This window comes from Caenimonas sedimenti (genome assembly GCF_007833165.1).
In the GTDB taxonomy this organism is placed as follows: domain Bacteria; phylum Pseudomonadota; class Gammaproteobacteria; order Burkholderiales; family Burkholderiaceae_C; genus Ramlibacter; species Ramlibacter sedimenti.
The window spans coordinates 246,750-271,715 of record NZ_VOBQ01000013.1; the positions used below are offsets into that span (position 1 = coordinate 246,750).

Annotated in this window: 23 protein-coding genes and 1 pseudogene; 17 read left to right on the forward strand and 7 right to left on the reverse strand. The window is 66.3% G+C overall.

Annotated features, from left to right (window positions below; genetic code table 11):
• Positions 1-36 precede the first annotated feature (36 nt).
• The 3 genes from FN976_RS17420 (at position 37) to FN976_RS17430 (ending at position 3,749) form a co-directional block, all read left to right on the forward strand.
• A complete protein-coding gene (locus FN976_RS17420) occupies positions 37-705 on the forward strand; it encodes a heparan-alpha-glucosaminide N-acetyltransferase (protein ID WP_145894358.1) in 669 nt (222 codons plus the stop codon).
• A gap of 99 nt (positions 706-804) precedes the next feature.
• Entirely contained in the window at positions 805-3,234 is a 2,430-nt protein-coding gene (locus FN976_RS17425; protein ID WP_145894310.1) for a catalase, read from the forward strand.
• Between the two features lie 26 nt (positions 3,235-3,260).
• On the forward strand, positions 3,261-3,749 hold the full coding sequence (locus tag FN976_RS17430; RefSeq protein WP_145894311.1) for a hemerythrin domain-containing protein: 489 nt from the start codon (positions 3,261-3,263) through the stop codon (positions 3,747-3,749).
• Positions 3,750-3,834: 85 nt separating this feature from the next.
• Here the strand turns inward: FN976_RS17430 and FN976_RS17435 are convergent, their stop codons facing one another.
• Genes FN976_RS17435 through FN976_RS17460 form a run of 6 tightly spaced genes read right to left on the reverse strand, consistent with a single transcriptional unit; the run spans position 3,835 to position 8,100 of the window.
• Positions 3,835-4,614: a peptidylprolyl isomerase gene (locus FN976_RS17435; RefSeq protein ID WP_145894312.1), complete on the reverse strand. Its 780-nt coding sequence runs from the start codon at positions 4,612-4,614 to the stop codon at positions 3,835-3,837.
• 37 nt (positions 4,615-4,651) lie between these two features.
• Positions 4,652-4,915 carry a BolA family protein gene (locus FN976_RS17440; RefSeq protein WP_145894313.1) on the reverse strand — a complete coding sequence of 88 codons (264 nt, stop codon included), beginning with the start codon at positions 4,913-4,915 and terminating at the stop codon, positions 4,652-4,654.
• On the reverse strand, positions 4,912-5,460 hold the full coding sequence (locus FN976_RS17445; RefSeq protein ID WP_145894314.1) for a septation protein A: 549 nt from the start codon (positions 5,458-5,460) through the stop codon (positions 4,912-4,914). The genes FN976_RS17440 and FN976_RS17445 overlap by 4 nt, the downstream gene beginning before the upstream one ends.
• A 6-nt stretch (positions 5,461-5,466) precedes the next feature.
• On the reverse strand, positions 5,467-5,886 hold the full coding sequence (gene msrB, locus FN976_RS17450; RefSeq protein WP_145894315.1) for a peptide-methionine (R)-S-oxide reductase MsrB: 420 nt from the start codon (positions 5,884-5,886) through the stop codon (positions 5,467-5,469).
• Positions 5,883-7,373: a protein adenylyltransferase SelO gene (locus FN976_RS17455; RefSeq protein ID WP_145894316.1), complete on the reverse strand. Its 1,491-nt coding sequence runs from the start codon at positions 7,371-7,373 to the stop codon at positions 5,883-5,885. Before FN976_RS17455 ends, msrB begins: the two co-directional genes overlap by 4 nt.
• A gap of 43 nt (positions 7,374-7,416) precedes the next feature.
• Positions 7,417-8,100 carry a Crp/Fnr family transcriptional regulator gene (locus FN976_RS17460; RefSeq protein ID WP_145894317.1) on the reverse strand — a complete coding sequence of 228 codons (684 nt, stop codon included), beginning with the start codon at positions 8,098-8,100 and terminating at the stop codon, positions 7,417-7,419.
• A 139-nt stretch (positions 8,101-8,239) separates the two neighbouring features.
• Between FN976_RS17460 and FN976_RS17465 the strand changes: the two genes are divergently transcribed.
• On the forward strand, positions 8,240-9,385 hold the full coding sequence (locus FN976_RS17465) for an ABC transporter substrate-binding protein (RefSeq protein ID WP_186510938.1): 1,146 nt from the start codon (positions 8,240-8,242) through the stop codon (positions 9,383-9,385).
• Here FN976_RS17465 and FN976_RS28915 read toward each other — a convergent pair.
• Entirely contained in the window at positions 9,375-9,536 is a 162-nt protein-coding gene (locus FN976_RS28915) for a hypothetical protein (protein WP_186510939.1), read from the reverse strand. The genes FN976_RS17465 and FN976_RS28915 overlap by 11 nt on opposite strands.
• A 185-nt stretch (positions 9,537-9,721) precedes the next feature.
• On the opposite strand from FN976_RS28915, the gene FN976_RS17470 reads away from it, so the two are divergent.
• From FN976_RS17470 to FN976_RS17530, 13 genes and pseudogenes are all read left to right on the forward strand, one after another.
• The gene (locus FN976_RS17470; protein ID WP_145894319.1) at positions 9,722-11,350 is read left to right on the forward strand and encodes a 3-(methylthio)propionyl-CoA ligase; all 1,629 of its coding nucleotides are present in this window, start codon (positions 9,722-9,724) and stop codon (positions 11,348-11,350) included.
• Between the two features lie 157 nt (positions 11,351-11,507).
• Complete coding sequence (locus FN976_RS17475; RefSeq protein WP_145894320.1) at positions 11,508-12,758, forward strand: branched-chain amino acid ABC transporter substrate-binding protein; 1,251 nt, start codon at positions 11,508-11,510, stop codon at positions 12,756-12,758.
• 102 nt (positions 12,759-12,860) lie between these two features.
• Positions 12,861-13,808 (forward strand): branched-chain amino acid ABC transporter permease, encoded by a 948-nt coding sequence (locus FN976_RS17480; RefSeq protein WP_145894321.1) that lies wholly within the window; start codon positions 12,861-12,863, stop codon positions 13,806-13,808.
• Positions 13,809-13,811: 3 nt separating this feature from the next.
• The gene (locus FN976_RS17485) at positions 13,812-15,107 is read left to right on the forward strand and encodes a branched-chain amino acid ABC transporter permease (RefSeq protein WP_145894322.1); all 1,296 of its coding nucleotides are present in this window, start codon (positions 13,812-13,814) and stop codon (positions 15,105-15,107) included.
• On the forward strand, positions 15,104-15,871 hold the full coding sequence (locus FN976_RS17490; protein ID WP_145894323.1) for an ABC transporter ATP-binding protein: 768 nt from the start codon (positions 15,104-15,106) through the stop codon (positions 15,869-15,871). Before FN976_RS17485 ends, FN976_RS17490 begins: the two co-directional genes overlap by 4 nt.
• Before the next feature lies 1 nt (position 15,872).
• On the forward strand, positions 15,873-16,568 hold the full coding sequence (locus tag FN976_RS17495) for an ABC transporter ATP-binding protein (protein ID WP_145894324.1): 696 nt from the start codon (positions 15,873-15,875) through the stop codon (positions 16,566-16,568).
• A gap of 248 nt (positions 16,569-16,816) precedes the next feature.
• Positions 16,817-17,140: a hypothetical protein gene (locus FN976_RS17500; RefSeq protein WP_186510941.1), complete on the forward strand. Its 324-nt coding sequence runs from the start codon at positions 16,817-16,819 to the stop codon at positions 17,138-17,140.
• Between the two features lie 158 nt (positions 17,141-17,298).
• Positions 17,299-19,398 (forward strand): 3-hydroxyacyl-CoA dehydrogenase NAD-binding domain-containing protein, encoded by a 2,100-nt coding sequence (locus FN976_RS17505; protein ID WP_145894326.1) that lies wholly within the window; start codon positions 17,299-17,301, stop codon positions 19,396-19,398.
• A gap of 21 nt (positions 19,399-19,419) precedes the next feature.
• Positions 19,420-20,910: pseudogene (locus FN976_RS17510) on the forward strand (M20 family peptidase); the annotation flags it as partial.
• A gap of 25 nt (positions 20,911-20,935) precedes the next feature.
• Positions 20,936-22,111, forward strand: coding sequence for an acetyl-CoA C-acyltransferase (locus tag FN976_RS17515; RefSeq protein ID WP_145894328.1), 1,176 nt, complete (start codon positions 20,936-20,938; stop codon positions 22,109-22,111).
• Positions 22,112-23,935 carry an acyl-CoA dehydrogenase family protein gene (locus tag FN976_RS17520; protein ID WP_145894329.1) on the forward strand — a complete coding sequence of 608 codons (1,824 nt, stop codon included), beginning with the start codon at positions 22,112-22,114 and terminating at the stop codon, positions 23,933-23,935. It begins immediately after the preceding gene.
• A complete protein-coding gene (locus tag FN976_RS17525; protein WP_145894330.1) occupies positions 23,935-24,174 on the forward strand; it encodes a hypothetical protein in 240 nt (79 codons plus the stop codon). Before FN976_RS17520 ends, FN976_RS17525 begins: the two co-directional genes overlap by 1 nt.
• Positions 24,171-24,965: an SDR family oxidoreductase gene (locus FN976_RS17530; protein WP_145894331.1), complete on the forward strand. Its 795-nt coding sequence runs from the start codon at positions 24,171-24,173 to the stop codon at positions 24,963-24,965. The genes FN976_RS17525 and FN976_RS17530 overlap by 4 nt, the downstream gene beginning before the upstream one ends.
• Position 24,966 lies beyond the last annotated feature (1 nt).

Sequence of the window (24,966 nt, forward strand, 5' to 3'; positions counted from 1 at the left end):
CGCATCGACGCCCTGCGGGGCGTCGCCATCACGTGGATGACGGTCTACCACTTCTGCTTCGACCTGAACCACTACGGCTGGCTCAGGCAGGACTTCTACCGCGACCCGTTCTGGACCTGGCAGCGCACCGCCATCGTCAGCCTGTTCCTGTTCTGCGCGGGGTTGGGGCAGGCGGTCGCCGTTGCGCAAGGGCAGAGCTGGCAACGCTTCTGGAGGCGTTGGGCGCAGGTGGCAGCTTGCGCGCTGCTGGTGACGATCGCGTCGTCGTTCATGTTCCCCCACAGCTTCATCTACTTCGGGGTGCTGCACGGTATCGCCCTGATGCTGGTCATCGTCCGGCTGACCGCGCATTGGGGCCAGTGGCTGTGGCTGGCTGGCGCGCTCGCGATTGCCGCCGCGCTCAGCGCGCCTGCCTTGCATGCCAGCTGGCCGGGCGGAAGCTTCCTCCACGAGCGTGCGTGGAACTGGATCGGCCTGGTGGCGCACAAGCCGCGCACCGAAGACTACGTGCCGCTGCTGCCTTGGCTGGGTGTCATGTGGTGGGGCGTGGCGGCGGGCCAGTGGGCGTTCCGGCACGCGCCCCATGGGCTGCAAGGACCCATCCCGCGCGCGGCCGCGCCACTCGCATGGATGGGCCGCTGGAGCTTGAGCTGGTACATGCTGCACCAGCCCTTGCTCATCGGTTTTTTGCTATTGGTCCGATAGGCGCCGGCGGCGCAGCAGTCGAACTCCGCCTACATGCCGGGCCAACGGCCCCGCGTACCGTCAAGCCCGGCACTTTCGCCGCCTGACGAGAACGAAGCAATGCCCAAATCGACCAAGGCGCAACCCGCGCCCAGGAAAACCGGCGCCAAGTCGGCCGCCCGCAACACCGACAGCGGCCCCAGCAAGGTTCCACCCGCCGCCACCCATGACTTGCCGGCCCGGAAGGCGCAGGACGTGCAGGCTCTGGCTGCGGGCATGCCGCACAACCTGAACAAGGCAGGGGAGCACGGCTTCGCCAATGGCGTCGCGCCACGCGCCGGCGCCACCGTCGAGCCGCAGTCCCGCCTGCCCGCCGCCAGCACGCTGTCCGAAGAGAACGGCTCCGAGAAGCTCGGCAGCACCGCGGTGGACGGCCTGAACGCGACCATCGAGCCGCTTGACCGCGTCCGGGTGGACTCGACCGGGCGGTTCCTCACCACGAACCAGGGCGTGGCCGTCGCGGACAACCAGAACTCGCTGAAGCTGGGCACGCGCGGGCCGGTGCTGCTGGAAGATTTCATCCTGCGCGAGAAGATCACGCACTTCGACCACGAACGCATTCCGGAGCGCATCGTGCATGCGCGCGGTTCGGGCGCGCATGGTTTCTTCGAGTGCTACGAACCCTGCACGGACATCACCAAGGCGGCGCCCTTCCAGGCCGCGGGCAAGATCACGCCGGTGTTCGTGCGCTTCTCCACCGTCCAGGGCGAGCGCGGCTCCAAGGACACGGCGCGCGACGTCCGCGGATTCGCCGTCAAGTTCTACACCGACGAAGGCAACTGGGACCTCGTCGGCAACAACATCCCGGTCTTCTTCATCCAGGACGCGATGAAATTCCCCGACCTCGTGCACGCGGTGAAGCCCGAGCCCCATCACCAGATGCCGCAAGCGGCGAGCGCGCACGACACGTTCTGGGACTTCGTCTCGCTGATGCCCGAGTCCACGCACATGCTGATGTGGGTGATGAGCGACCGGGCCATTCCGCGCAGCTACGCCACCATGCAGGGCTTCGGCGTGCACAGTTTCCGCATGGTCAACGAGGCGGGCGAATCGGTGTTCGTCAAGTTCCACTGGAGTCCCGTCGCCGGCACGCATTCGCTGGTCTGGGACGAAGCGGTGAAGATTTCCGGGGCCGACCCGGACTTCCACCGGCGCGACCTGTGGGAGCGCATCGAGGCGGGCAACTATCCGGAGTACGAACTCGCCCTGCAGGTGTTCACCGAGGAGCAGGCCGACCAGTTCAGCTTCGACATCCTGGATGCCACCAAGATCATCCCGGAGGAACTGGTGCCGTTGCGCAAGGTCGGGCGGATGGTGCTCAATCGCAACCCCGACAATTTCTTCGCCGAGACGGAGCAGGTGGCTTTCTGCGCCGCGCACGTGGTGCCGGGCATCGATTTTTCCAACGACCCGCTGCTGGCCGGGCGCATCCACTCCTACGTGGACACGCAGATCTCGCGCCTGGGCGGCCCGAACTTCCACGAGATCCCGATCAACTCGCCTGTCGCCCAGGTGCACAACAACCAGCGCGACGGCATGCACCGGCAGGCCATCCACCGCGGCCGCGTCTCCTACGAGCCGAATTCGCTGGCGGGCGGCTGCCCGTTCCAGGCCGGTGCGGCGCAGGGGTTCGTCAGCGTCCCGGCTCGCCTGCAGGCGCAGGACGAGCAAGCCAAGGTCCGCGCCAAGCCGGAGAAGTTCGCCGACCACTACACGCAGGCGACGCTCTTCTTCGAAAGCCAGACGCCGGTGGAGCAGGACCACATCGCCAACGCGTTCCGCTTCGAACTTTCCAAGGTGACGGTGCCCGCGATCCGGGAACGCATGGTGGCATCGCTGCGCAACGCTTCCGAGGCGCTGGCGAAGAAGGTCGCCATGGGCCTTGGCATGGACCCGCTGCCGGCGCCGTTGCCGCGCGCGCTGCCGGACCCAGCCGCGCCCGAGGTGGCGAAGTCGCCTGCGCTGTCCCTGCTCTTCCGTCCGGGCGACGGCTCGATCAAGGGCCGCAAGGTCGCGATCCTGGTCGCGCCCGGCGTGGAAGGGGAGTCGATCAAGAAAGCCCAGGCCGCGTTGCTGGAGCAGGGCGCCGTGGGCCGGCTGGTCGGGCCGCGGATCGGCCCCATGCCAACGGCGAGCGGCGATGCCCTGGACGCCGATGCTTCACTCGAAAACGAGCCAGGCTTCCTCTTCGATGCGCTGATCCTCCCCGATGGCGACGAGGCCGTGGCCGCCCTGGCGCAGGACGGCCACACCATGGAATTCATCAAGGACCAGTTCCGCCATTGCAAGACCATCCTGGCCCTCGGCGCGTCGCGCCTGCTCCTGGTGAAAGCCGGCCTGCCGGCCAGCATGGACAAGAGCCAGGCACAGGGCGACACCGGTTTGCTGGTCGCGGAAGCGGCTGGAGTGGACGAGGCGATGAGTGCCTTCATCGCCGGCATGGCGAAGCACCGCCACTTCGGCCGCGAGATGGACCCGCCGCTGCTTTGAACCGATCACCCACTCGAGGAGACCCCATGCCACAAATCCCCGACAACAAGGACGCCTGCGAACTGCTGGACGCCGACCACATCGCCGTCAAGCACCTCTTCGTCGAATACGCGCGGCTGGCCACTGCGGCGCCGGACGACAGCGCCGCCGACCGCACTGCCCTCGCGCTGAAGATCTGCGCCGAACTCACGGTGCATGCCCAGATCGAGGAAGAGATCTTCTACCCCGCCTTGCGCGAGGCGCTGCCGGATGCCGGCGACCTGCTGGAGGAGGCCGAAGCCGAGCACCAGGAAGCCAAGGACCTGATTGCGCAGATCCAGGCGCTGGGACAGGCGGACGCGGAGATGGACGCGCTGGTGGCCAGGCTGAACGGCGCGATCGAGCACCACGTGAAGGAAGAGCGCGACGAGCTGTTTCCCAAGGCCAAGGCCGCACCCGAAGTGGATCTGGTTGCGCTGGGCGAGCAACTGCGGCAGCGGCAGGCGGAGTTGGCGGGGCAAGCGGCCACCACCTGAGCCAACGAAAAAGCGGCGCTTGGGCCGCTTCCTGGATCCCCGCCTGCGCGGGGATGGAATGACATGCGCGCCACAGCGCGCGCTGTCATTCCACCTTCGCGCTCTTGCGCAAGTTGTCCTGGAAGGTCGACAGCTTCTGCTGCTGCAGCTGCTGCGAGATCTGCGGCTTCACATCGTCGAACTTCGGCAGCTGCGCTTCACGCACGTCGTCGACGCGGATCACGTGCCAGCCGAACGTGGTCTTCACCGGAGCGTCGGTCGTCTGGCCCTTGTTCAGCTTGGTCATCGCCTGGGCGAACTCGGGCACGTAGCTGCTGGCGGTGGCCCAGTCCAGGTCGCCGCCGTTGGCACCCGACCCCGGGTCCTTGGACTGCTTCTTGGCGAGGTCCTCGAACTTCTGGCCCTTCTTCAGGTTGGCGATGACCGCCTTGGCGTCCTCTTCCTTCTCCACCAGGATGTGGCGCGCCTTGTATTCCTTGCCGCCGTTGGCCGCGGCGAACTTGTCGTACTCGGCCTTGATTTCGGCGTCGGTGACGGGGTTCGCCTTCTGCCAGTCGGCGAACAGTTCGCGGATCAGGATGGTCTGGCGGGCCAGCTCGATCTGGGCCTTGAAGTCGTCGGTGGCGTCCAGGCCGCGCTTCTGCGCTTCCTGCATGAAGATTTCACGGGCGATCACTTCGTCCTTCAGCTGGCCCTGCATTTCCGGCGGCACGGGCCGGCCGGCCTTGGACAGCTGCAACGCCAGCATGTCGACGCGCGCCTTGGAAACGGGCTTGCCGTTGACGATGGCGACGTTCTGCGCGGCGGCCGGCAGGGCGATGCTCAAGGTGGCCGCGGCCAGCGCGGTCAGGAGGACTTTTTTCATGGGAATTTCCCTTTGGGGACAGGAGGGTGTTCAGTGGTCAGAGTGTCTCGATCGCCAGCGCATGCAGGCCGCGCTCGAGAAAATCGCGCAGGGAATCATACACAAGGCGATGGCGCGCCACCGGAGACAGGCCGGCGAAGCGGGGGGAGGCGATCCGCACCCGGAAATGGGTGCCGCCGCCAGGCGCCGCGCCCGCGTGCCCCGCATGGGCAGCGCTTTCGTCGATCACTTCGAGCTGGCTGGGCGCGAGGAGTTCCGCGAGCCGGGCGCGCAAGGCTTCTGCCGTGATGCCCGTCGTCACGAGTCGCCGGCTTCCTTGGGTTCCTTGACGAACCGCCCGAGGTACACGGCCTGGGCGACGACGAAGACCGCCATCAATCCCAGCCCGCCGAACAGCTTGAAGTTCACCCAGGTGTTGGTGTCGTAGTTGAAGGCCACCCAGAGATTGAGGACGCCCATGACGGCGAAGAAGCCGATCCAGCTCCAGTTCATGGTGCGCCAGGCGTTGTCGGGCAACTCCAGCTGCGCGCCCATCAGCGATTTCAGGAAGTTCTTGCGGAAGAACAGCATGCCGGCCGCGAGCGCGCCGCCCATCAGCCAGTAGAGCACCGTCGGCTTCCACTTGATGAACGATTCGTCGTGCGCCAGGATGGTGGCACCCCCGAACACCACGATGATGCCCAGGCTCAGCCATTGCATCGGCTCGATCTTGCCGGTGGAGTAGCGCAGCCAGGCGATCTGCGCGATGGTCGCCACGATCGCCACGCCGGTGGCGACGTAGATGTCCCAGATCTTGAACGCCGCGAAGAAGAGGGCAATGGGGAAAAAGTCGATCAGGAGTTTCATCAGGCCTCAGGATTTTTGGTCTTCGCCCTGGAAATCCAGCGAAGCGGAATTCATGCAATAGCGCAGGCCGGTGTCCGTCGGACCGTCGGGGAACACGTGTCCGAGATGGGCGCCACACTGCGCGCACACGGTTTCGGTGCGGACCATCCCATGGCTCATGTCACGGATCTCCTTGATGGAACCGGGCACCGCCTCGGAAAAGCTCGGCCAGCCGCAGCCGGCGTCGAACTTGGTGGCGGAGTCGAACAGCTTGGCGCCGCAGCACACGCAATGGTAGCTCCCGTCGGCCCACACGGCTTCGTACTTGCCGGTGAAGGGCCGTTCGGTGGAGGCCCGCCGGGTGACTTCGAAGGCGCCGCGTTCGGCTCCCTTCTGGTCCAGCAGGGCTTTCCATTCGGCGTCGGTTTTCTGGATCGGGAAGGTCATGAGGAGCAACTGATCTCGATGTGGGCAGCCCAGTCGGGCGGGAAGCCGGCCTTGTCCTCGTCCCCCGGGTGCTCGTCGAAGGGCGATTGGACCAGGCGCAGCAGCGTTTCGACCCCGGAATAGTCCTTAAGTTTCGCCTGCCGGATGGCAAGCTCGCACAGGTGGTTGCGCAGCACGTACTTGGGGTTGATGCTGAGCATCGCAACTGCCGCGGCGTGCCGGTCTGCCGGCAGTCGCGCCTCATACAGTCGGAGCCAGCCATCAAAACCTTGCCGGTCCAGGAACAGGTCGCGCAGGGAATCCACGCCGGCACCGCCAACGAAGTGCGAGAGGCGACGCCAGAAGATCGGGTAATCGACCCGGCCGGCCGCCAGCAGCTTCAGCACGCCTTCGATCAGTTCGCGGTCCCCGGGCTGCTCGTCCGCGAGGCCCAGCTTGGCCCGCATGCGCGCTTCGAGCTCGCGCGGGAACACCGTCTTGTACGACTCCAGCGCGGCCAGCGCGAGCTCCTGCTCGCCAATCAGCGGCAGCAGGGCCTGGCCCAGGCAGAACAGGTTCCAGTAGGCGACGTTGGGCTGGCGGTTGTAGGCATAGCGTCCCGCATCGTCGCTGTGGTTGCAGATGTGGTTCGGATCGAAGGCGTCGAGGAACTGGAACGGACCGTAGTCGATCGTCAGGCCCAGGATGCTCATGTTGTCCGTGTTCATGACGCCGTGGCAGAAGCCGGTGGCCTGCCACTGCGCCACCATGGCGGCGGTCCGCTCGCTGACCTGCTCCAGGAAGGTGGCATAGGCGTTGCCCGTGAACTTCTCCGTCGCGCGGCATTCCGGGTAGAACTTGTCGATGACGTAATCGGCGAGCTGGCGCAATTCATCGTACCGCTCGCGCGCCGAAAAGTGCTCGAAGTGCCCGAAGCGCACGAAGCTGGGCGCCACGCGCGTCACCACCGCCGCGGTCTCGACCTCCTCGCGCCGGACCGGCTGGTCGGAGCCGGTCACCATCAGCGCACGCGTGGTCGGGACGCCGAGGCCATGCATCGCCTCCGAGCCGAGGTATTCGCGGATGCTGGAGCGCAGGACGGCGCGGCCGTCCCCCATGCGGGAATAGGGCGTGAGCCCGCTGCCCTTGAGTTGCAGCTCCTGCACACCCAAGGGTGTCTCGATGCCGCCGAGCAGGATCGCGCGGCCATCGCCGAGCTGGCCGGCCCAGACGCCGAACTGGTGGCCGCTGTAGACCGACGCGAGCGGCCGGCTGCCTTCGGGCACGCTGTTGCCGGTCAGCGCGGTAACGGCTTCCGCGGACTCGAGCCGGGCAGGGTCCAGGCCCAGGGAACGAGCCAGTGCCGCGTTGCGGCTGACGAGGTAGGGCGCGGGCAGCGGCGTGGGCCGCAGGTCGGTGAAGAAGGCAGGGCCGAGGGCGGCGAAGCCGTGTTCCCAGCGTGTGCCCAGCACCGGTGCGGCGGCCGGTGCGTCGATTGTTTCGGACATCCGCCGATTGTCCCCGCTTCGGGGCGTCCGCAGGGACGTACGGTTACTGGTCGTCCAGCATGGCCATGAGCCGGGACTCATCGGCGATGCCGACCCGGCCGGATTCCAGAGTGACGATCCCCTGCCGCTCCAGGTCCTTCAGGACACCGTTAACCGTCTGGCGCGAGAGACCCGCCAGGATTCCGAGCTCTTCCTGCGAGAGGTGAACCGAGCGGCGCCCGTGCCAGAACATGCGGCTGAGCGACAGTGCGACCCGCTGCTCGGGTGACCGGATGCGGCCGGCTTCGATGATCGCCATGGCCTGGCCCAGCCGCAGGTTCAGGTGGTCCGCCAGCGCATGGTTGAAGGCCAGGCTGGTCTCGCGCAGCGCCTCGAACTCCGCTCGCGGCAAGCAGAGCAGCTCGGTTTCGCGCAGCGCGATCACGTCATAGCGGCGCGGCTCCTGCTTCATCACCGAGCCGCCGCCCAGCCACTCGCCGGCGGGGATGCCCATGAAAGCGGCCAGCCGGCCCTCTGCCGACTGGCTCTGGATTTTCACCAGCCCCGACAACACGGCGTACCAGCCTTTCACTTCCTCGCCCGCGTGGAGCATCACGTCGCCCTTGTTTCCCTGCAGGGTGTAGGCGTGGCCGGCGACGCGCGTCCGCTCGTCTTCGGAGAGCGGGGCAAACCAGGGCTGCGCCCGCAGGAACTGCACGGAGGGCCGGGAGACGTCGTGAAGGAGCATGGCGGAAGAGGACGGCGGCGCGAACATGTCGCCGCGTGGACACCTGCTGTCGGTGTACCGACAGCTTTTGGCATTGTCAATGGCGTCTTCCAGACTGCTCCGGCCGCGCGCCATCGGCGCGGACCACAAGGAGACAGACATGGACGCATGGAAAATCGGCCGCCGCGCATGGGGCCTCGTACTGGCTGGCGCCCTGGCGGGAGCGGCAGCCGCCGCCGAGCCGGGGGTGAGCGACCGCGAGGTGGTCGTCGGCCAGTCGATCGGCCTCACCGGCCCGCTGGGCGAGCTGGGGCAGGACATCGCCAACGGGGCGCGGGCCTACTTCGACGGGGTCAACGAGCGCGGCGGCATCCATGGCCGGCGCGTGCGGGTCATCACGCTCGATGATGGCTACAAGGTCGACCAGACGGTGCGCAACGTGCAGCAACTGGTCGAAGAGGACCAGGTGTTTGCGCTGTTCAACGTGATGGGCACCCCCAACAGCGCGGCCATCCTGCCGCTGGTGGAACGCGCCGGCGTCCCGTTCTTCTCCCCCTTCACGGGCGCGGAGGTCACACGCAGCCCGGTGCTGCCCGGGGTCTTCAACGTGCGGGCGAGCTATCGCGACGAGGCCGAAAAGCTGGTGCAGCACCTCGCCACGGTGGGCATCCAGCGCGTTTCGGTGGTGCACCAGGCGAACGGCTTCGGCAAGGACGGCATGGCCGGCGTCGAGGCGGCCATGCAGCGGCGGGGCCTGAAGATCCATTCGGCGGCATCGATCCAGACCGACGCTTCGGACGCCGGCCAGGCGGTCGCCGCGCTGAACGACTCGCGCCCGGGCGCCGTGATCCTCATCACGGCGGGCAAGCCCACCTTCGAATTCATCAAGGCCTACAACAAGCTGCGCCGCGGCATGCAGTTCTACACCTTGTCCGTGATGGGCGCCCAAGCGAACATCCGGGCGTTGGGACCGGATGGCGTCGGGGTGGTGGTGGCGTCGGTGGTGCCTTTTCCCTGGAGCCACGCGCATCCGCTGGCCAAGGAATACCAGGCCGCGATGAACCGCATCGGGCAGCGCGAGTATTCCTTCGTCAGCTTCGAGAGCTACATCAACGCGAAGGTCCTGGCCGAGGCCATGCGCCGCGCCGGGCGCGACCTGACGCGTGCCAGGCTGGTGGCCGCCGCCGAAGGCATGGCGCATGTGAGCTTCGGCGGCTTCGATCTCGGCTACGGCAAGGACCAGCGGCAAGGTTCCCGCTTCGTCGAGCTCACCATCATCGGGGCCAATGGCCGCTTCACGAAGTAGCGGTGCCCGTCTGCACCCAGCGGCGGTAGCGGGCGGGCTCCATCGTGAACCAGCGCTTGCAGGCGGCCCCAAACTCGTTGGTCGTGCCGTACCCGAGCAGGCGCGTGCGATCGATGCCATGCGCCTCGAACAGCTCGACCACGCCCCGCATCCAGGCCGATGAACTGCTGATTTCGGGTCAGGCCTGCATCGCATCCCATTCCACGGAAGTCCAGGCCGGCCGTCAAGCCGGGTTTCTGTCTACTCGCCGACACCAGTTGCATCGTGGCGGCGCCCTGCCGCACACTGCGCGGCTTACCATTCACGCACCCTGAAGTTCAAACAAGAGGAATTCCGATGCTGGGCCTGATGCAAGACCGTCCCCTGCTGATCTCGTCGCTGATCGAGTTCGCCGACCGCCATCACGGCGACGGCGAGATCGTGTCGCGCCGGGTCGAGGGCGACATCCACCGCTACCAATGGAAGGACGTGGCCCGGCGCGCGCGCCAGGTGGCCAACGCGCTCGACGGGATGCAGCTGCTGTTCTCGGACCGCGTCGCCACGCTGGCGTGGAACGGCTACCGGCACCTCGAACTGTATTTCGGCGTCTCTGGCTCCGGCCGTGTGCTGCACACCATCAACCCGCGCCTGCATCCCGACCAGATCGCCTGGATCGCGAACCATGCCGAAGACCAGGTGCTCTGCTTCGACCTGAGCTTCCTGCCCCTGGTGCAGGCGGTGCATGCCCGCTGCCCCGGCATCAAGGCCTATGTCGCCCTGTGCGACGCCGCCCGCCTGCCCAAGGACAGCGGCGTGCCCAACCTGTTGGCCTACGAAGACTGGATCGGCGGCCAGTCCGTCGCTTATGCCTGGCCCACCTTCGACGAGAACTCGGCCTCGAGCATGTGCTACACGAGCGGAACCACCGGCCACCCGAAAGCGGCGCTCTACAGCCACCGCTCGACAACCTTGCACGCCTATGCGGCAGCGCTGCCGGACGTGATGTCGCTGTCGGCGCGCGACTCCGTGCTGCCTGTCGTCCCCATGTTCCACGTCAACGCCTGGGGCATCCCGTATTCGGCGGCACTCACCGGCTGCAAGCTCGTGTTCCCGGGACCGGCGCTGGATGGCAAGTCGGTCTATGAACTGATCGAGGGCGAAAAAGTCACCTACGCCGCCGGCGTGCCCACCGTCTGGCAGATGCTGCTGACGCACATGAAGCCCGAGGGGCTGCGGTTCTCCACCCTCAAGCGCACCGTCATCGGCGGCTCGGCCTGCCCACCGGCCATGATCGATGCCTTCCGCGAGCAGTACGGCGTCGAAGTCCTGCATGCCTGGGGCATGACCGAGATGAGCCCGCTGGGCACGCTGTGCACCCTGAAGAACAAGCACCTGGATCTGCCCGCTGCCGAGCAGATGAAGATCCGCCTGAAGCAGGGGCGGGCCATCTACGGGGTCGACATGAAGATCGTGGATGACCAGGGCACCGAGCTGCCCTGGGACGGCAAGACCTTCGGCGACCTGCTCGTGAAGGGCCCCTGGATCGTGCGCGAGTACTTCAAGGGCGAGGGCGGTGACCCGCTGGTCGACGGCTGGTTCCCGACCGGGGACGTCGCCACCATCGACCCCGACGGCTACATGCAGATCACCGACCGCAGCAAGGACGTCATCAAGTCCGGCGGCGAATGGATCAGCTCAATCGACATCGAGAACATCGCCATGTCGCACCCGGCCGTGCTGATGGCCGCGTGCGTCGGCATGCCCCACCCCAAGTGGGACGAGCGCCCCATCGTGGCGGTGGTGAAGAAGCCGGGTGCCGAGGTGAGCCGCGAGGAACTTCTGCAGTTCTACGAAGGCAAGATCGCCAAGTGGCAGGTCCCGGACGACGTGGTCTTCGTCGACGCCATCCCGCTCGGCGCCACCGGGAAGATGCTGAAGACGCGGCTGCGCGAACAGCTCAAGGACTACCGCTTGCCGGGCGCCTGACCCGCCACAGTGGTGCATCGCCTGACCCGCACTGCGAAACGGCTGTCGCCTGCGCGATAACGCCGCTGCGGGTTAGGTGCAATCCCTGACGCTGCGCTGCACAAATGGTTATACCCTGCGCCCTGTCGCGATTCATCTTTCAAGTAGGAGACAGCCCGTGAAATTCATGCTGAAAACAGTTGCCGCCGGTGCCCTGATGGTGGTGGCCGGCGCCGCCTTCGCCCAGAAGGGCGAAACCGTCAGGATCGCCTTCATGGACCCGCTGTCGGGCCCGTTCGCGAACGTCGGCCAGAACCAGCTGAAGAGCTGGCAGTACGTCGCCGACCGGTTCTCCAACAAGAACGCCGCCGGCGTCAAGTTCGAGGTGGTGGGCTTCGACAACAAGGGGTCGCCGCAGGAAAGCCTGAACACGTTGAAAGCCGCCATCGACCAGGGCTTCCGCTACGTCACGCAGGGCAACGGTTCCGGTGCGGCCTGGGCCATCCTGGACGCCGTCAACAAGCACAACGAGCGCAATCCGGGCAAGGAAGTCGTCTACCTGAACTACGCCGCGGTGGACCCGGCGATGACCAACGCCGCCGAGAAGCCCGGCACGCCCGAGTGCAGCTTCTGGCATTTCCGGCTCGACGCCGACACGTCCATGAAGATGGAGGCCCTGACCTCCTTCATGAAGGACCAGCCGAAGGTCAAGGCCGTCTACCTGCTGAACCAGAACTACTCGCACGGCCAGCAGGTCGCCAAGTACTTCAAGGACGCGATCGCCCGCAAGCGCCCGGACGTCAAGATCGCCGGTGAAGACCTGCACCCGATCGGCCAGGTCAAGGATTTCGCGCCCTACGTCGCGAAGATCAAGCAGTCCGGCGCGGACTCGGTGCTCACGGGCAACTGGGGCCAGGACCTGACGCTGCTGGTCAAGGCCATGAACGATGCCGGCCTGAAGATCCCGCTGTACACCTACTACGCCGGTGTCACCGGCACGCCCACGGCCCTGGCCGGTGGCGGCGACAGCGAGGTCTACGTGGTGGCCTACGGGCATTCCAACCACAAGGGCGAACTCGGCGAGATGGGCCAGGAGTTCCTGAAGAAGTTCAACGACGACTACTACACCTTCGCCACCTACAACGGCATCCAGCTGCTGTCGGCCGCGATGGCCAAGGCCAAGTCGACCAACCCGGTGGCCGTCGCCAAGGCGATGGAAGGCCTGTCGGTCAAGAGCTTCGCCGGCGAAGTGCAGATGCGCGCGTCCGACCACCAGCTCCAGCAGCCGATGTTCATCACCAAGTGGCAGAAGGCGAAGCCGGGCGAGTACAGCGTCGAGAAGACCGGCTACACCTTCGTGCCGATCAAGCAGCTGGACCCGTATGTCTCCAGCACGCCCACCAGCTGCCAGATGAAGCGGCCGGGCTGATCCCCGCAACGACCGGGCCGGGGCACAGTCGCTGCGTCCCGGCTTTTTTTCGCGCGTCCTGCCATCACTCTTGATGGCCATTAGAACGAGAAGCTGACACGGATGGAGTTCTTCACCATATCGCTGCTGAACGGCATCAGCTACGGGCTGCTGCTGTTCATGCTCAGCTCGGGCCTGACGCTGATCTTCAGCATGATGGGCGTGCTCAATTTCGCGCACGCCAGCTTCTACATGCTCGGTGCGTACTTCGCGTACAGCACCACGCGGCTGGTCGGCTTCTGGCCGGCGCTGTTCATTGCACCGCTGCTGGTGGGACTGCTGGGCGCCATGTTCGAGAAGTACGCGCTCCGGCGGGTGCACAAGTTCGGCCATGTGCCCGAACTGCTGATCACGTTCGGCCTCTCGTTCATCATCCTCGAGATGGTGCAGCTGATCTGGGGCACCAGTTCCGCCGATTACCGCGTACCGTCCGAGCTGGGCGGACCGCTGTTCACGCTGTTCGGCACGCAATTCCCGCTGTACCGCGGCTTCATGATGCTGGTGGCGGTGCTGATGCTGATCGCGATCTGGCTGCTCCTGACACGCACCCGCATCGGTCTGGTGATCCAGGCCGCGCTGACCCACCCGGACACCGTCGAGGCGCTCGGCCATAACGTGCCGCGGGTCTTCATGCTGGTGTTCGGCGGCGGCGCCGCGCTCGCGGGGCTGGCAGGCGTCATCGGCGGCAATGCCTTCGTGACCGAACCCGGCATGGCCGCGACCGTCGGCTCGGTCATCTTCGTCGTGGTGGTCGTCGGCGGCATGGGCTCGCTGGCGGGGGCCTTTGTGGCCTCGCTCGGCATCGGCATCATCCAGACCTTCGCCGTCGGCGTGGATGCTTCACTCATGGGCGCCGTCGGCATGTTCGGCATCAACATCACGCCGGAGAGCTTCGGCTTCGCGCTGTGGAAGCTGAAGATCAGCCAGATCGCACCGATCCTGCCTTACATGTTCCTGGTGCTGATCCTGATCTTCCGCCCCAAGGGCCTCCTCGGAACGCGGGAGGGCTAGAGGATGGCCAACAAGAACTACTACGAATTCAAGCCGCACAACGTCGGCCGCTGGATCATCTGGGGCCTGTTCGCGGCCGTGCTGCTCGTGGCACCCATGCTGTTCCGCAGCAGCCTGGCCCACACGATGCTCAGCCAGATGGGCATCGCGATCATCGTCTGCCTGTCGTACAACATGCTGCTGGGGCAGGGCGGCATGCTCAGTTTCGGTCACGCCGTGTATTCGGGCATGGGTTCGTTCCTGGCGGTGCACACGTTGAACCTGGTCACCAAGGGCCAATGGCCGATCCCGGTCAGCCTGATCCCGATCGTGGGCGGCCTGTCCGCGGCGTTCTTCGCCGTGCTCTTCGGCTACGTGACCACCAAGAAGGCGGCAACCCCCTTCGCGATGATCACGCTGGGCATCGGCGAGCTTGTATGGGCTTCGTCATTGATGTTCCCCGAGTTCTTCGGCGGCGAGGGCGGCATCTCCACCAACCGGGTGACCGGGCCCAAGCCCCTGGGCATCACGTTCGGGCCGCAGATCCAGCTGTACTACCTGATCGCGGTCTACACCTTCATCTGCACCGGGCTGATGTTCGCCTTCACGCGCACGCCGCTCGGCCGGATCATCAACGCCGTGCGCGACAACCCGGAGCGCGTGGAGTTCGTGGGCTACGACACGCAGAAGGTGCGCTACATCGTCTTCATCATCGCGGCCTTCTTTGCCGGCATCTCTGGCGGGTTGGCGACCCTGAATTTCGAGATCGTGACTTCCGAAGTCGTCAGCGGGCCGCGTTCCGGCGCCTACCTGCTGTTCACCTTCCTGGGCGGCGCCACCTTCTTCTTCGGCCCGATCATCGGCGGGATCCTGATGGTGCTCGCCTTCGTGTTGTTGTCGGAGCTGACGAAGGCGTGGCTGCTATACCTGGGGCTGGTCTTCCTGTTCATGGTGATGTACGCGCCGGGCGGCATCGCCAGCCTGATCATGATGAATTTCCGCGTGGCCGCGTTCGGCCGCTTGAAGGAACTCTGGGTGAGCTACCTCGCGCTGGCGGTCACGGCGCTGATCGTGCTGCTGGGCGCCGCGGCGATGATCGAGATGGTCTACCACCTGCAGCTGAACGCGGCGCTGGGCCCCAAGCTGAAGTTCCTCGGCGCCGAACTCGACGCCAAGGGCGTCAACAGCTGGTTCGGCGCGGCATTCGTCATGCTCACCGGGATCGGCCTGTTCGAGGTTGCGCGCAGGCACTTCTCGCGGCAATGGGGCGAGATCCAGGAATTCATCGAGAAAGAAATGAAGCGTAGGGAAACCCTGTGACAGCGGCACTCGAACTCAAGGACCTGCGCAAGAGCTTCGGCAAGACGGAGATCATCCGCGGCTGCAGCCTGGCGGTGAATGCCGGCGAACGGATCGCGGTGATCGGGCCCAATGGCGCCGGCAAGTCGACGCTGTTCAACCTGATCAGCGGCCGCTTCGCGCCCTCCAGCGGGGAAGTCCTGCTGAACGGCCACCGGATCGACGGCAAGAAGCCGTTCGAGATCAACCGGCTCGGCCTCTCGCGCAGCTTCCAGATCACCAACATCTTCCCCAAGCTCTCGGTCTTCGAGAACCTGCGCTGCGGCGTGCTCTGGAGCCTGGGCTACAAGTACACCTTCCTCAAGTTCCTGGCCGACCTGGACGACGCCAACGAGCGGGCGGAGCAACTGCTCCAGATGATCCGCCTGCACAAGAAGCGGGACGTGCTGGCGATCAACCTCACCTACGCGGAGCAGCGGGCGCTGGAGGTCGGCATCACCATCGCCGGCGGCGCCAACGTCATCCTGCTGGACGAACCGACGGCCGGCATGAGCCGGGAAGAAACCCGGCGCTTCATCGAGCTGATCAAGGAAGTGACCGTCGGCAAGACGCTGCTGACCGTGGAGCACGACATGGGCGTGGTGTTCGGCCTGGCGGACAAGATCGCCGTCGTGGTCTACGGCGAGATCATCGCCTTCGACACGCCGGAGAACGTGCGGGCGAACCAACGCGTGCAGGAAGCCTACCTCGGCTCCTCCGTCGCCGACGCACAGGCTGGGCACTGACATGCTGAAAATCGAGAACCTGCACGCCTACTACGGCAAGGGCCACGTCCTGCACGGCGTCGAATTCGAAGTGGGGCAGGGCGAAATCGTTGCCCTGCTCGGGCGCAACGGCTCAGGCCGCTCCACCACGGCCAAGGCCATCATGGGCATGGTGGAGAACACCGGCTCGATCACCTGGAAAGGCCAGCCGATCCAGGGACGCAAGCCCTACGAAATCGCCCACCTGGGCATCGGCTACGTGCCCGAGAACCGGGACATCTTCCCCAAGATCACCGTGCACCAGAACCTGATGCTCGGCCAGAAGAGCTCCAAGCAGGTCGGCCGCTGGAGCTTCGATGACATGTACACCATGTTCCCGCGCCTGAAGGAGCGCCAGCACACCGAGGCCGGCGTGCTCTCCGGCGGCGAGCAGCAGATGCTGACGCTGTGCCGCACGCTGATGGGCGACCCGGAGCTGATCATCATCGACGAGCCGACGGAGGGCCTCGCGCCGAAGATCGTGGAGCTGGTGGGCGAATACCTGAAGACCCTCAAGGCGAAGGGCGTTTCGGTGCTGCTGATCGAGCAGAAGCTGACCATCGCGATGGCGATCTCCGACCGGGCCCTCGTGATGGGGCACGGCAGCATCGTGTTCAACGGCACCCCCGACACGCTGCGCGCGGACGCCTACATCCGCAAGGAATGGCTCGAAGTCTAGGATCTTCCCGAAGCCTCATCCGGCAGCTGATCAGCCGGGCAGACCCCGAAATACCGGCCGCCCCCGACGGCCTTTCTCCCAACGCCTGAAGGCGGGCCGCGCGGATGAGCAAGTCGGCCGGCCCGTAGAGTGTGGCAACACGTAAGCCATCCTGACCGGCACGGCTGCTGGGTGTAGGCTGTCGTTTCGAAGAGGAGGGTCCGCTCGTGTCCGGCTCACGCTTTCCGCGATCCGCGGTTGCTTTTCAGATGCTCGCCGCACTCGACAAACACGAAGCGGAGATCACCGCCGTCATCGACCATTGGTGGGATGCGGCCGAATACTCGCAGGTGAGTGCGACAGCGGACGAATTGCGCGCCTATGCGAGCGCACTGCCGCATTGCGCCGTGGCATCGTTGAGCGTCCTGATCTCGCACACCGAGCTGTTGCAACGGGCGTGGCTGGCGGCGAAGTGCGGAATGGCGGTGGCTGGGAACCCCGAGGTCCGTTCGCTGCTGGAGGAGCACCTGAGGGGGGTCGGACTCCTCAAGGCGAAGCTCTGCCATCCGGTTCGCATCGATTCCCACGGCTAGAGGCGCAAGGGCTACCATGCCCAGGCGGGCGCCGGATGCTGGCGATTCGGCTTCCAGCGCCTTTGTCCCGGTCGCGACAAACGGGGATCTCGAACCGCGCGCACGCCTTAGAATCATCAAAATAGTACGACCGTTCTTTTCTTCCAAAGGAAACCAGCATGACCGCTGAATACAAGGTGCACGGCGACGTGGCCGTGATCACGTTGAACAACCCGCCCGTGAACGGCCTGGGCTACGCCACCCGCACCGCGATCACCAGCGGTCTCGACCAGGCGAATGCGGATCCGGCGGTGAAGGCCATCGTGATCACCGGCGCCGGCAAGGCGTTTTCCGGCGGCGCGGACATCAAGGAGTTCGGTTCGCCCAAGGCCGGTGCCGAGCCGAACCTGCTCTCCGTCATCCTGGCGTTGGAAGCTTCTGCGAAGCCCACGGTGGCCGCGGTCCATTCCGTCTGCATGGGCGGCGGTCTCGAACTGGCCCTGGGCTGCAGCTACCGCATCGCCGCGCCGGGTACGAACGTCGCGCTGCCCGAAGTGAAGCTGGGCCTGATCCCCGGCGCCGGCGGCACGCAGCGCCTGCCGCGCGTGCTGGGCGTGGAAGTCGCGCTGAACATGATCGTGAGCGGCGAGCCGGTGAAGAGCGAGATGCTCGCCCAGATCCCCGGGCAGAGGCTGTTCGACAAGATGGCCGCTTCGCCGGAGTCGCTGGCCGAAGAGGCGCTCGCTTACGCGCGCTCCGTGGCTGACGTCCGTCCCATGCCGCTGGTGCGTAACCTCCCGTGCAAGCACCCGCTGGGCGACGCCTACTTCCAGTTCGCGCGCAACATGGTCAAGGGCATGGCGAAGAACTTCCCGGCGCCCGCCAAATGCGTGGATGCCGTCGAAGCGGCGACGAAGATGAAGTTCAACGACGGCATGGCCAACGAACTCCAGATCTTCACGGCGCTGATGCTCACGCCGGAAAGCCGGGCGCTGCGCCACCTGTTCATGGCCGAGCGCGCCGCCAGCAAGATCGCCGACGTGCCGGAGGACACTCCGAAGCGCGAGATCAAGGCGGTGGGCGTCATCGGCGCCGGCACCATGGGCGGCGGCATCGCGATGAACTTCCTGAATGCCGGCGTGCCGGTGACCATGCTGGAGATGAAGCAGGAAGCCGTTGACCGGGGCGTCGCGACGATCCGCAAGAACTACGAATCGCAGGTCAAGCGCGGCAAGCTGAAGCAGGACAAGTACGACCAGCGCATGGCGCTCCTCAAGACGACGCTGGACTACGGTGACCTGAAGGATGCCGACCTGATCATCGAAGCGGTGTTCGAGGAGATGGGCGTCAAGCAGAAGGTCTTCGAGAAGCTCGACGAGGTCGCCAAGAAGGGGGCCATCCTGGCGTCCAACACTTCCACGCTGGACGTCGACAAGATCGCGGCGTTCACCAAGCGGCCCGAAGACGTCGTCGGCCTGCACTTTTTCAGCCCGGCCAACGTGATGAAGCTGCTGGAAGTGGTGCGCGGCAAGAAGACCGCCAAGGACGTGATGGCCACCGTGATGGGCGCGGCCAAAAAGATCAAGAAGACGGCGGTGGTCTCCGGCGTCTGCGACGGCTTCATCGGCAACCGCATGATCGAGCAGTACAGCCGCCAGGCCGGCTTCCTGCTGGACGAAGGCGCGACGCCGGCGCAGGTGGACCGCGCGGTCGAAAAATTCGGCTTCGCCATGGGCCCGTTCCGCATGGGCGACCTGGCCGGCAACGACATCGGCTGGGCGATCCGCAAGCGCCGCGCCACCGAGATCGCCGACATGAAGTACAGCCGGACCGCCGACAAGCTGTGTGAACTCGGCCGCTTCGGCCAGAAGACCGGCGCCGGCTGGTACGACTACCAGGCGGGCAAGCGCGACGCGATCCCGTCCGAGCTGGTCGTGAAGATGATCGAGGACTACCGCAAGGAGCAGGGCATCACCCCGCGCAAGATCTCCGACGAGGAGATCGTGCAGCGCCTGGTGTTCGCGCTGGTCAACGAAGGCGCGCGCATCCTGGAAGATGGCATCGCCGCCCGCGCCAGCGACATCGACATGGTCTACATCACGGGCTACGGCTTCCCCATCCATCGCGGCGGCCCGATGCTCTACGCCGACCAGGTCGGCCTGTTCAACGTGGTGCAGGCCATGAAGCGCTTCCAGCAGAACCCGCGCGACGACGCGAAGTTCTGGGAACCGGCGCCGTTGCTGGCGAAGCTGGCGGCTGAAGGGAAGACCTTCAGCTAAGCACCGTCATCCCCGCGGAGGCGGGGATCCAGGGCTCCCTGCATGATCAAGCGCATCGCTCTCGCACTCGCAGGCCTCGTCGGCCTGCTGGTGCTCGCCGTCGCCATCAACACGCTGCGGCAAGGCTCACGCCAGATCGATGTGCCGCCGGCACCGCCATTGGCTCTGGATGAAAAGGCGGTGGCCGACAAGCTGGCCGGCGCGATCCGCTTCCAGACGATCGCCAGCTACGACAACCCATCCCTGAACGCCGACCAGTTCCTTCAGCTGCACGAGTACCTGAAGCAACGCTTCCCCCGGGTGCACGCCTCGCTGCAACGCGAGGTGGTGGCCGGGATGACGCTGCTGTACACCTGGAAGGGCAGCGACGCCAACGCCAAGCCTGTGGCGCTGATGGCCCATCACGACGTGGTGCCCGTCGCACCCGGCACGGAACGCAGCTGGGAGGAAGAACCGTTCTCCGGGACCGTGAAGGAGGGCTTCGTGTGGGGCCGTGGCGCCTGGGACGACAAGGGCAACCTGATCGCCCAACTCGAGGCCGTGGAGATGCTCCTCGCATCCGGTTTCCAGCCACGGCAGACCATCTACCTCGTGTCGGGGGCGGACGAAGAAGTCTCCGGCGCGGGCGCGGCTGCGGTCGTCAAGCTGCTGCAGGAACGCAAGGTCCGGCTCGACTTCGTCCTCGACGAAGGCATGCTGATCGCCGACGGCCTCGTCCCCGGACTCGACAAGCCGGCCGCCCTGATCGGCATCGCGGAGAAGGGCTACCTGTCGGTCGTCCTGCGCGTTTCGGGCACGCCTGGCCACTCGTCGATGCCGCCGCCCAAGGGTTCGACCGCCGTCGGCATGCTGGCCGCGGCGCTGCGCCGGATCGACGACGAGCAATTGCCCGCGCAGCTGCGCGGGATCGCCCGCGAGATGTTCGAGACACTCGCGCCGGAAATGAGCGGCTTGCAGCGGGTGGCCTTGTCCAACCTGTGGCTGTTCGGCCCCCTCGTGCAGGCCCAGCTCGAGAAGGGCGCCAGCACCAATGCCATGCTGCGCACGACGACGGCGCTGACGATCGTGAACGCCGGCAACAAGGAAAACGTGATCCCGGGCGTCGCCGAGGCCACTGTCAATTTCCGGCTCCTGCCGGGTGACACGCGTGACGGCGTCCTGCAGCACGTGCGCAGCAAGACGGGCGAACGCTTCGAACTCATCTCGCTCGGGGGTGCCGAGCCTTCGCCCGTATCGCCCACGTCGTCGGACTCGTACCGGCAGCTCAGCCGCACGGTCCGTTCGCTTTTCCCCGGCGCGGTGGTCGCTCCCGGCCTGCTGGTGGGCGGCACCGACTCGCGGCACTTCACGCCCATCAGCGACCACATCTACCGCTTTTCCCCCGTGCGTGCCAAGCCGGAAGACCTGACGCGCTTCCACGGCACCAACGAACGCATCGCCGTCGCCAACCTCGGCGAACTCGTCCGCTTCTATCACCAGCTGCTGCGCAACCTGAACGCGCCAGCCCCTTGAGATCCCCACCAGAAAGGCCTTTCCCATGACCAACGCCGTCATCGTCTCCACCGCCCGCACGCCGCTCGCCAAGAGCTGGAAGGGTGCCTTCAACATGACGCACGGGGCGACGCTGGGTGGGCATGCCGTGAAGCACGCCGTGCAGCGCGCCGGCATCGACCCCGGCGCGATCGAAGACGTGCTGATGGGCTGCGCCAACCCCGAGGGCGCGACCGGCGCCAACATCGCACGCCAGATCGCCCTGATGGCCGACCTGCCCATCACTGTGTCGGGCGCCACCGTGAACCGTTTCTGCTCCAGCGGCCTGCAGACCATCGCCATGGCCGCCCAGCGCGTGATCGCCGGTGAGGGCGACGTCTACGTGGCGGGTGGCGTGGAGAGCATCTCCTGCGTGCAGCAGGAAATGAACCAGCACATGCTGGCTGACACCGCCCTGGCCAGGAAAAAGCCCGAGATCTACTGGTCGATGCTGCAGACGGCGGAGCAGGTCGCGAAGCGCTACAACATCAGCCGCGACGTGATGGATGAGTACGGCGCGGCCAGCCAGCAGAAGGCGTGCGCGGCGCAGGCCGAGGGCAAGTTCAACGACGAGATCGCCGCGATGACGGTGCAGGCCGGCGTGGCTGACGCGGTGATGGGCCTCATCACCAAGGAAGTGACGATCAGCAAGGACGAAGGCCTGCGCGAAGGCACGACCAAGGAAGGCATCAGCGGGATCAAGCCGGCGCTGCCGGGCGGCGTGATCTCCGCCGGCAATGCCAGCCAGTTTTCGGACGGCGCAGGGGCCTGCGTGATCACCAGCGAGGCGTACGCCAGCAAGAACAACCTCAAGCCCCTGGGCCGGTTCCTCGGCTTCGCCGTCGCCGGCTGCGAGCCGGATGAAATGGGTATCGGCCCGGTGTTCGCCGTGCCGAAGGTGCTCAAGCGCCTGGGCCTGACGGTGCAGGACATCGACCTGTGGGAGCTGAACGAAGCCTTCGCGGTGCAGGTGCTCTACTGCCGCGACAAGCTGGGCATCCCGGCGGACCGCCTGAACGTGAACGGCGGCGCCATCGCCGTCGGGCACCCGTATGGTGTTTCCGGCCAGCGCCTGACGGGCCACGCGCTGATCGAAGGCAAGCGCCGCGGTGCGAAGCGCGTGGTGGTCACGATGTGCATCGGCGGCGGCATGGGCGCGGCGGGCGTGTTCGAAGTGCTGTAAATGAGCCTGCGCCCGACCCTCGACTTCCTCCTCTACGACTGGTTGAAGGTCGGGCAGCTCGGCGAGCGGTCCCGCTTCAGCGACCACTCGCGCGAAACCTTCGACGCGGTGCTGGACACCTGCGAGCGCATCGCCCGCGAGAAGTACGCCCCGTTCAACCGGCTGGTCGACACCGAGGAGCCGCGCTTCGACGGCGAGAAAGTGATCCTGCCGCAGGCGACCCACGACGCCTGGGAAGCCTACGCCGGCTCCGGCATGCTGGGCGCGGCGCAGGACTACGCCATCGGCGGCATGCAGCTGCCCTACACGGTGGAAGCCGCGGCCAACACCTTCTTCACGGTCGCTTCGGCCAGCATCGGCGGCGGCCTGCTCACCGTGGGCAACGCGAACCTGTTGCTGGCCCATGGCACCGAACTCCAGAAGAAGGTCTTCGCGCTCAACGAGTTCTCCGGCCGTTGGGCGGGGACCATGTGCCTGTCCGAGCCGCAGGCCGGCTCGTCGCTGTCGGACGTCGCGACGCGCGCCACGCCGGACGGCGCGGATTTCGAGAGCGACCCGTTCGGTCCGCGCTACCGCCTCAAGGGCAACAAGATGTGGATCTCGGCCGGCGAGCATGAGCTCACCGAGAACATCGTCCACCTGGTGCTCGCGAAGATCCCGGGACCGGACGGCAAGCTGGTGCCCGGCACCAAAGGCATCTCGCTGTTCGTTGTGCCCAAGAAGATGGCGGATGCGGAAGGCCGCCTCACCGGCGAGCGCAACGACATCGCGCTCGCCGGACTGAACCACAAGCTGGGCTGGCGCGGTACCACCAACACGCTGCTGAATTTTGGCGAAGGCAAGTACCCCGTGCGCGGTGCGCCCGGAGCCATCGGCTACCTGGTCGGCAAGCCGGGCGAAGGCCTGCGCTGCATGTTCCACATGATGAACGAGGCGCGCATCAGCATCGGCCTGGCCGCGACGGCGCTGGGCCTGGCCGGCTACTACGCCTCGCTGGACTACGCGAAGAATCGCCCGCAAGGCCGCCCCGCCGGGCCCTCCGGCAAGGATGCGTCACAGCCGCAGGTGCGCATCATCGAACACGCGGACGTCAAGCGCATGCTGCTCGCCCAGAAGTCCTACTGCGAAGGCGCGCTGGCCCTGCTGCTGAACTGCGCGCGCCTGGTCGATGAACAGCACACCGGCACGCCCGAGGCGGCGGAGGAGGCCAGGTTGCTGCTGGAAGTGCTGATGCCCGTGGCCAAGAGCTGGCCCAGCGAGTTCTGCCTGGAGGCGAACTCGCTGGCGATCCAGATCCATGGCGGCTATGGCTACACGCGCGACTTCCCGGTCGAACAGTATTGGCGCGACAACCGCCTGAACATGATCCACGAAGGCACGCACGGCATCCAGGCCGCCGACCTGCTGGGCCGCAAGGTCGTGATGGAGGGCGGCAAAGGACTCACGCTGCTGGCCGGACGCATCAACGCCACGGTCGAGCGCGCCTTCAAGCGCGGTGATCTGGCCGAATACGGCAATGCGCTGGCGCAGGCCCTGCAGAAAGTCGGCGCCGGCACGCGTGCCGCGTGGTCCACGAACCAGCCGGGCGATGCCCTGGCGAACGCGGTGCCCTACATGCAGGCCTTCGGCCACCTGGTGATCGCCTGGACCTGGCTCGATGTGCTGCAGTCCGTCCCGCCCACCGGGGGGACGCCGGCCGACGAAGGCCGCCGGCGCGCGGCCCGCTATTTCTTCCACTACGAGCTGCCGAAGATCGGGGCCTGGCTGCGGGTCGTCGAAACGCGGGACCGCACCTGCGCCGACACGCCGGAAGAGGCCTTCTGATGGCGACGGCGCAAACCATCGAACGGATCGAGAAGCTGATCTGGGTGCTGGCCTATGGCGGGTTGATCCTGCTGGTGCTGGGCCTGGCGACCACCCGGCTCAGCGCGGTGACGGGGTGGGTGATGGTGGTCGCCGGCAGCCTGATCGCGCTTTCCGGCTTCGTGCTCATCCCCGTGCGAGCCCGCATGGGCACGGCCGACGGCGCACAATCGAAACCCATCCAGACGGAGAACGAATGACGACGCGCACGACCCAGCAACTTTTCAACCTTGAAGGGCGCACGGCGCTGGTGACCGGCGGCTCGCGCGGACTGGGCCTGCAAATGGCGCACGCGCTGGGCGAGGCTGGTGCCAAGGTGATGCTCACCTCGCGCAAGGCGGCCGACCTGGAGGAGGCCGTGGCCGACCTGCAGGCCGCCGGCATCGATGCGCGCTGGATCGCGGCCGATTGCTCGCGCGAGGACGACATCCGCAAGATGGCCGACCAGGCCATGGAACGCATCGGCGACATCGACATCCTCGTCAACAACGCGGGCGCTGCCTGGGGCGCACCCGCCGAAGACCACCCGGTGGAGGGGTGGGACAAGGTGATGAACCTCAACGTGCGCGGCTATTTCATCCTCAGCCAGCACGTCGCCAAGCGCAGCATGATCCCGCGCAACAAGGGCCGGATCGTCAACATCGCCTCCATCGCCGGCCTGGGGGGCAGCCCGCCGGACATCCAGACCGTGGCCTACAACACGTCCAAGGGTGCGGTCATCACGCTGACCCAGGCGCTCGCCTGCGAATGGGGCAAGTACAACATCAACGTCAACGCCATCTGCCCGGGCTTCTTCCCGAGCAAGATGACGCAGGCGACGCTGCAGCGCCTGGGCGAAGACGAGCTCGCGGCGCACGCCCCGCTGCGGCGGCTGGGCGACGATGAGGACCTGAAAGGCATCACCTTGCTGTACGCCTCGGACGCCGGCAAGCACATCACCGGCCAGTGGCTGGCGGTGGACGGCGGCGTGAGCGTGATCACCGGAGGCTGAC

What these genes read in the sequence shown, in the direction of transcription:
- FN976_RS17420 (WP_145894358.1), top strand. Translation starts at nt 37, where the DNA reads ATGACGGTCTACCACTTCTGCTTCGACCTGAACCACTACGGCTGGCTC.
- FN976_RS17425 (WP_145894310.1), top strand. Translation starts at nt 805, where the DNA reads ATGCCCAAATCGACCAAGGCGCAACCCGCGCCCAGGAAAACCGGCGCC.
- FN976_RS17430 (WP_145894311.1), top strand. Translation starts at nt 3,261, where the DNA reads ATGCCACAAATCCCCGACAACAAGGACGCCTGCGAACTGCTGGACGCC.
- FN976_RS17435 (WP_145894312.1), bottom strand. Translation starts at nt 4,614, where the DNA reads ATGAAAAAAGTCCTCCTGACCGCGCTGGCCGCGGCCACCTTGAGCATC.
- FN976_RS17445 (WP_145894314.1), bottom strand. Translation starts at nt 5,460, where the DNA reads ATGAAACTCCTGATCGACTTTTTCCCCATTGCCCTCTTCTTCGCGGCG.
- msrB (WP_145894315.1), bottom strand. Translation starts at nt 5,886, where the DNA reads ATGACCTTCCCGATCCAGAAAACCGACGCCGAATGGAAAGCCCTGCTG.
- FN976_RS17455 (WP_145894316.1), bottom strand. Translation starts at nt 7,373, where the DNA reads ATGTCCGAAACAATCGACGCACCGGCCGCCGCACCGGTGCTGGGCACA.
- FN976_RS17460 (WP_145894317.1), bottom strand. Translation starts at nt 8,100, where the DNA reads ATGCTCCTTCACGACGTCTCCCGGCCCTCCGTGCAGTTCCTGCGGGCG.
- FN976_RS17465 (WP_186510938.1), top strand. Translation starts at nt 8,240, where the DNA reads ATGGACGCATGGAAAATCGGCCGCCGCGCATGGGGCCTCGTACTGGCT.
- FN976_RS28915 (WP_186510939.1), bottom strand. Translation starts at nt 9,536, where the DNA reads ATGCGGGGCGTGGTCGAGCTGTTCGAGGCGCATGGCATCGATCGCACG.
- FN976_RS17470 (WP_145894319.1), top strand. Translation starts at nt 9,722, where the DNA reads ATGCTGGGCCTGATGCAAGACCGTCCCCTGCTGATCTCGTCGCTGATC.
- FN976_RS17480 (WP_145894321.1), top strand. Translation starts at nt 12,861, where the DNA reads ATGGAGTTCTTCACCATATCGCTGCTGAACGGCATCAGCTACGGGCTG.
- FN976_RS17485 (WP_145894322.1), top strand. Translation starts at nt 13,812, where the DNA reads ATGGCCAACAAGAACTACTACGAATTCAAGCCGCACAACGTCGGCCGC.
- FN976_RS17495 (WP_145894324.1), top strand. Translation starts at nt 15,873, where the DNA reads ATGCTGAAAATCGAGAACCTGCACGCCTACTACGGCAAGGGCCACGTC.
- FN976_RS17500 (WP_186510941.1), top strand. Translation starts at nt 16,817, where the DNA reads ATGCTCGCCGCACTCGACAAACACGAAGCGGAGATCACCGCCGTCATC.
- FN976_RS17505 (WP_145894326.1), top strand. Translation starts at nt 17,299, where the DNA reads ATGACCGCTGAATACAAGGTGCACGGCGACGTGGCCGTGATCACGTTG.
- FN976_RS17515 (WP_145894328.1), top strand. Translation starts at nt 20,936, where the DNA reads ATGACCAACGCCGTCATCGTCTCCACCGCCCGCACGCCGCTCGCCAAG.
- FN976_RS17520 (WP_145894329.1), top strand. Translation starts at nt 22,112, where the DNA reads ATGAGCCTGCGCCCGACCCTCGACTTCCTCCTCTACGACTGGTTGAAG.
- FN976_RS17525 (WP_145894330.1), top strand. Translation starts at nt 23,935, where the DNA reads ATGGCGACGGCGCAAACCATCGAACGGATCGAGAAGCTGATCTGGGTG.
- FN976_RS17530 (WP_145894331.1), top strand. Translation starts at nt 24,171, where the DNA reads ATGACGACGCGCACGACCCAGCAACTTTTCAACCTTGAAGGGCGCACG.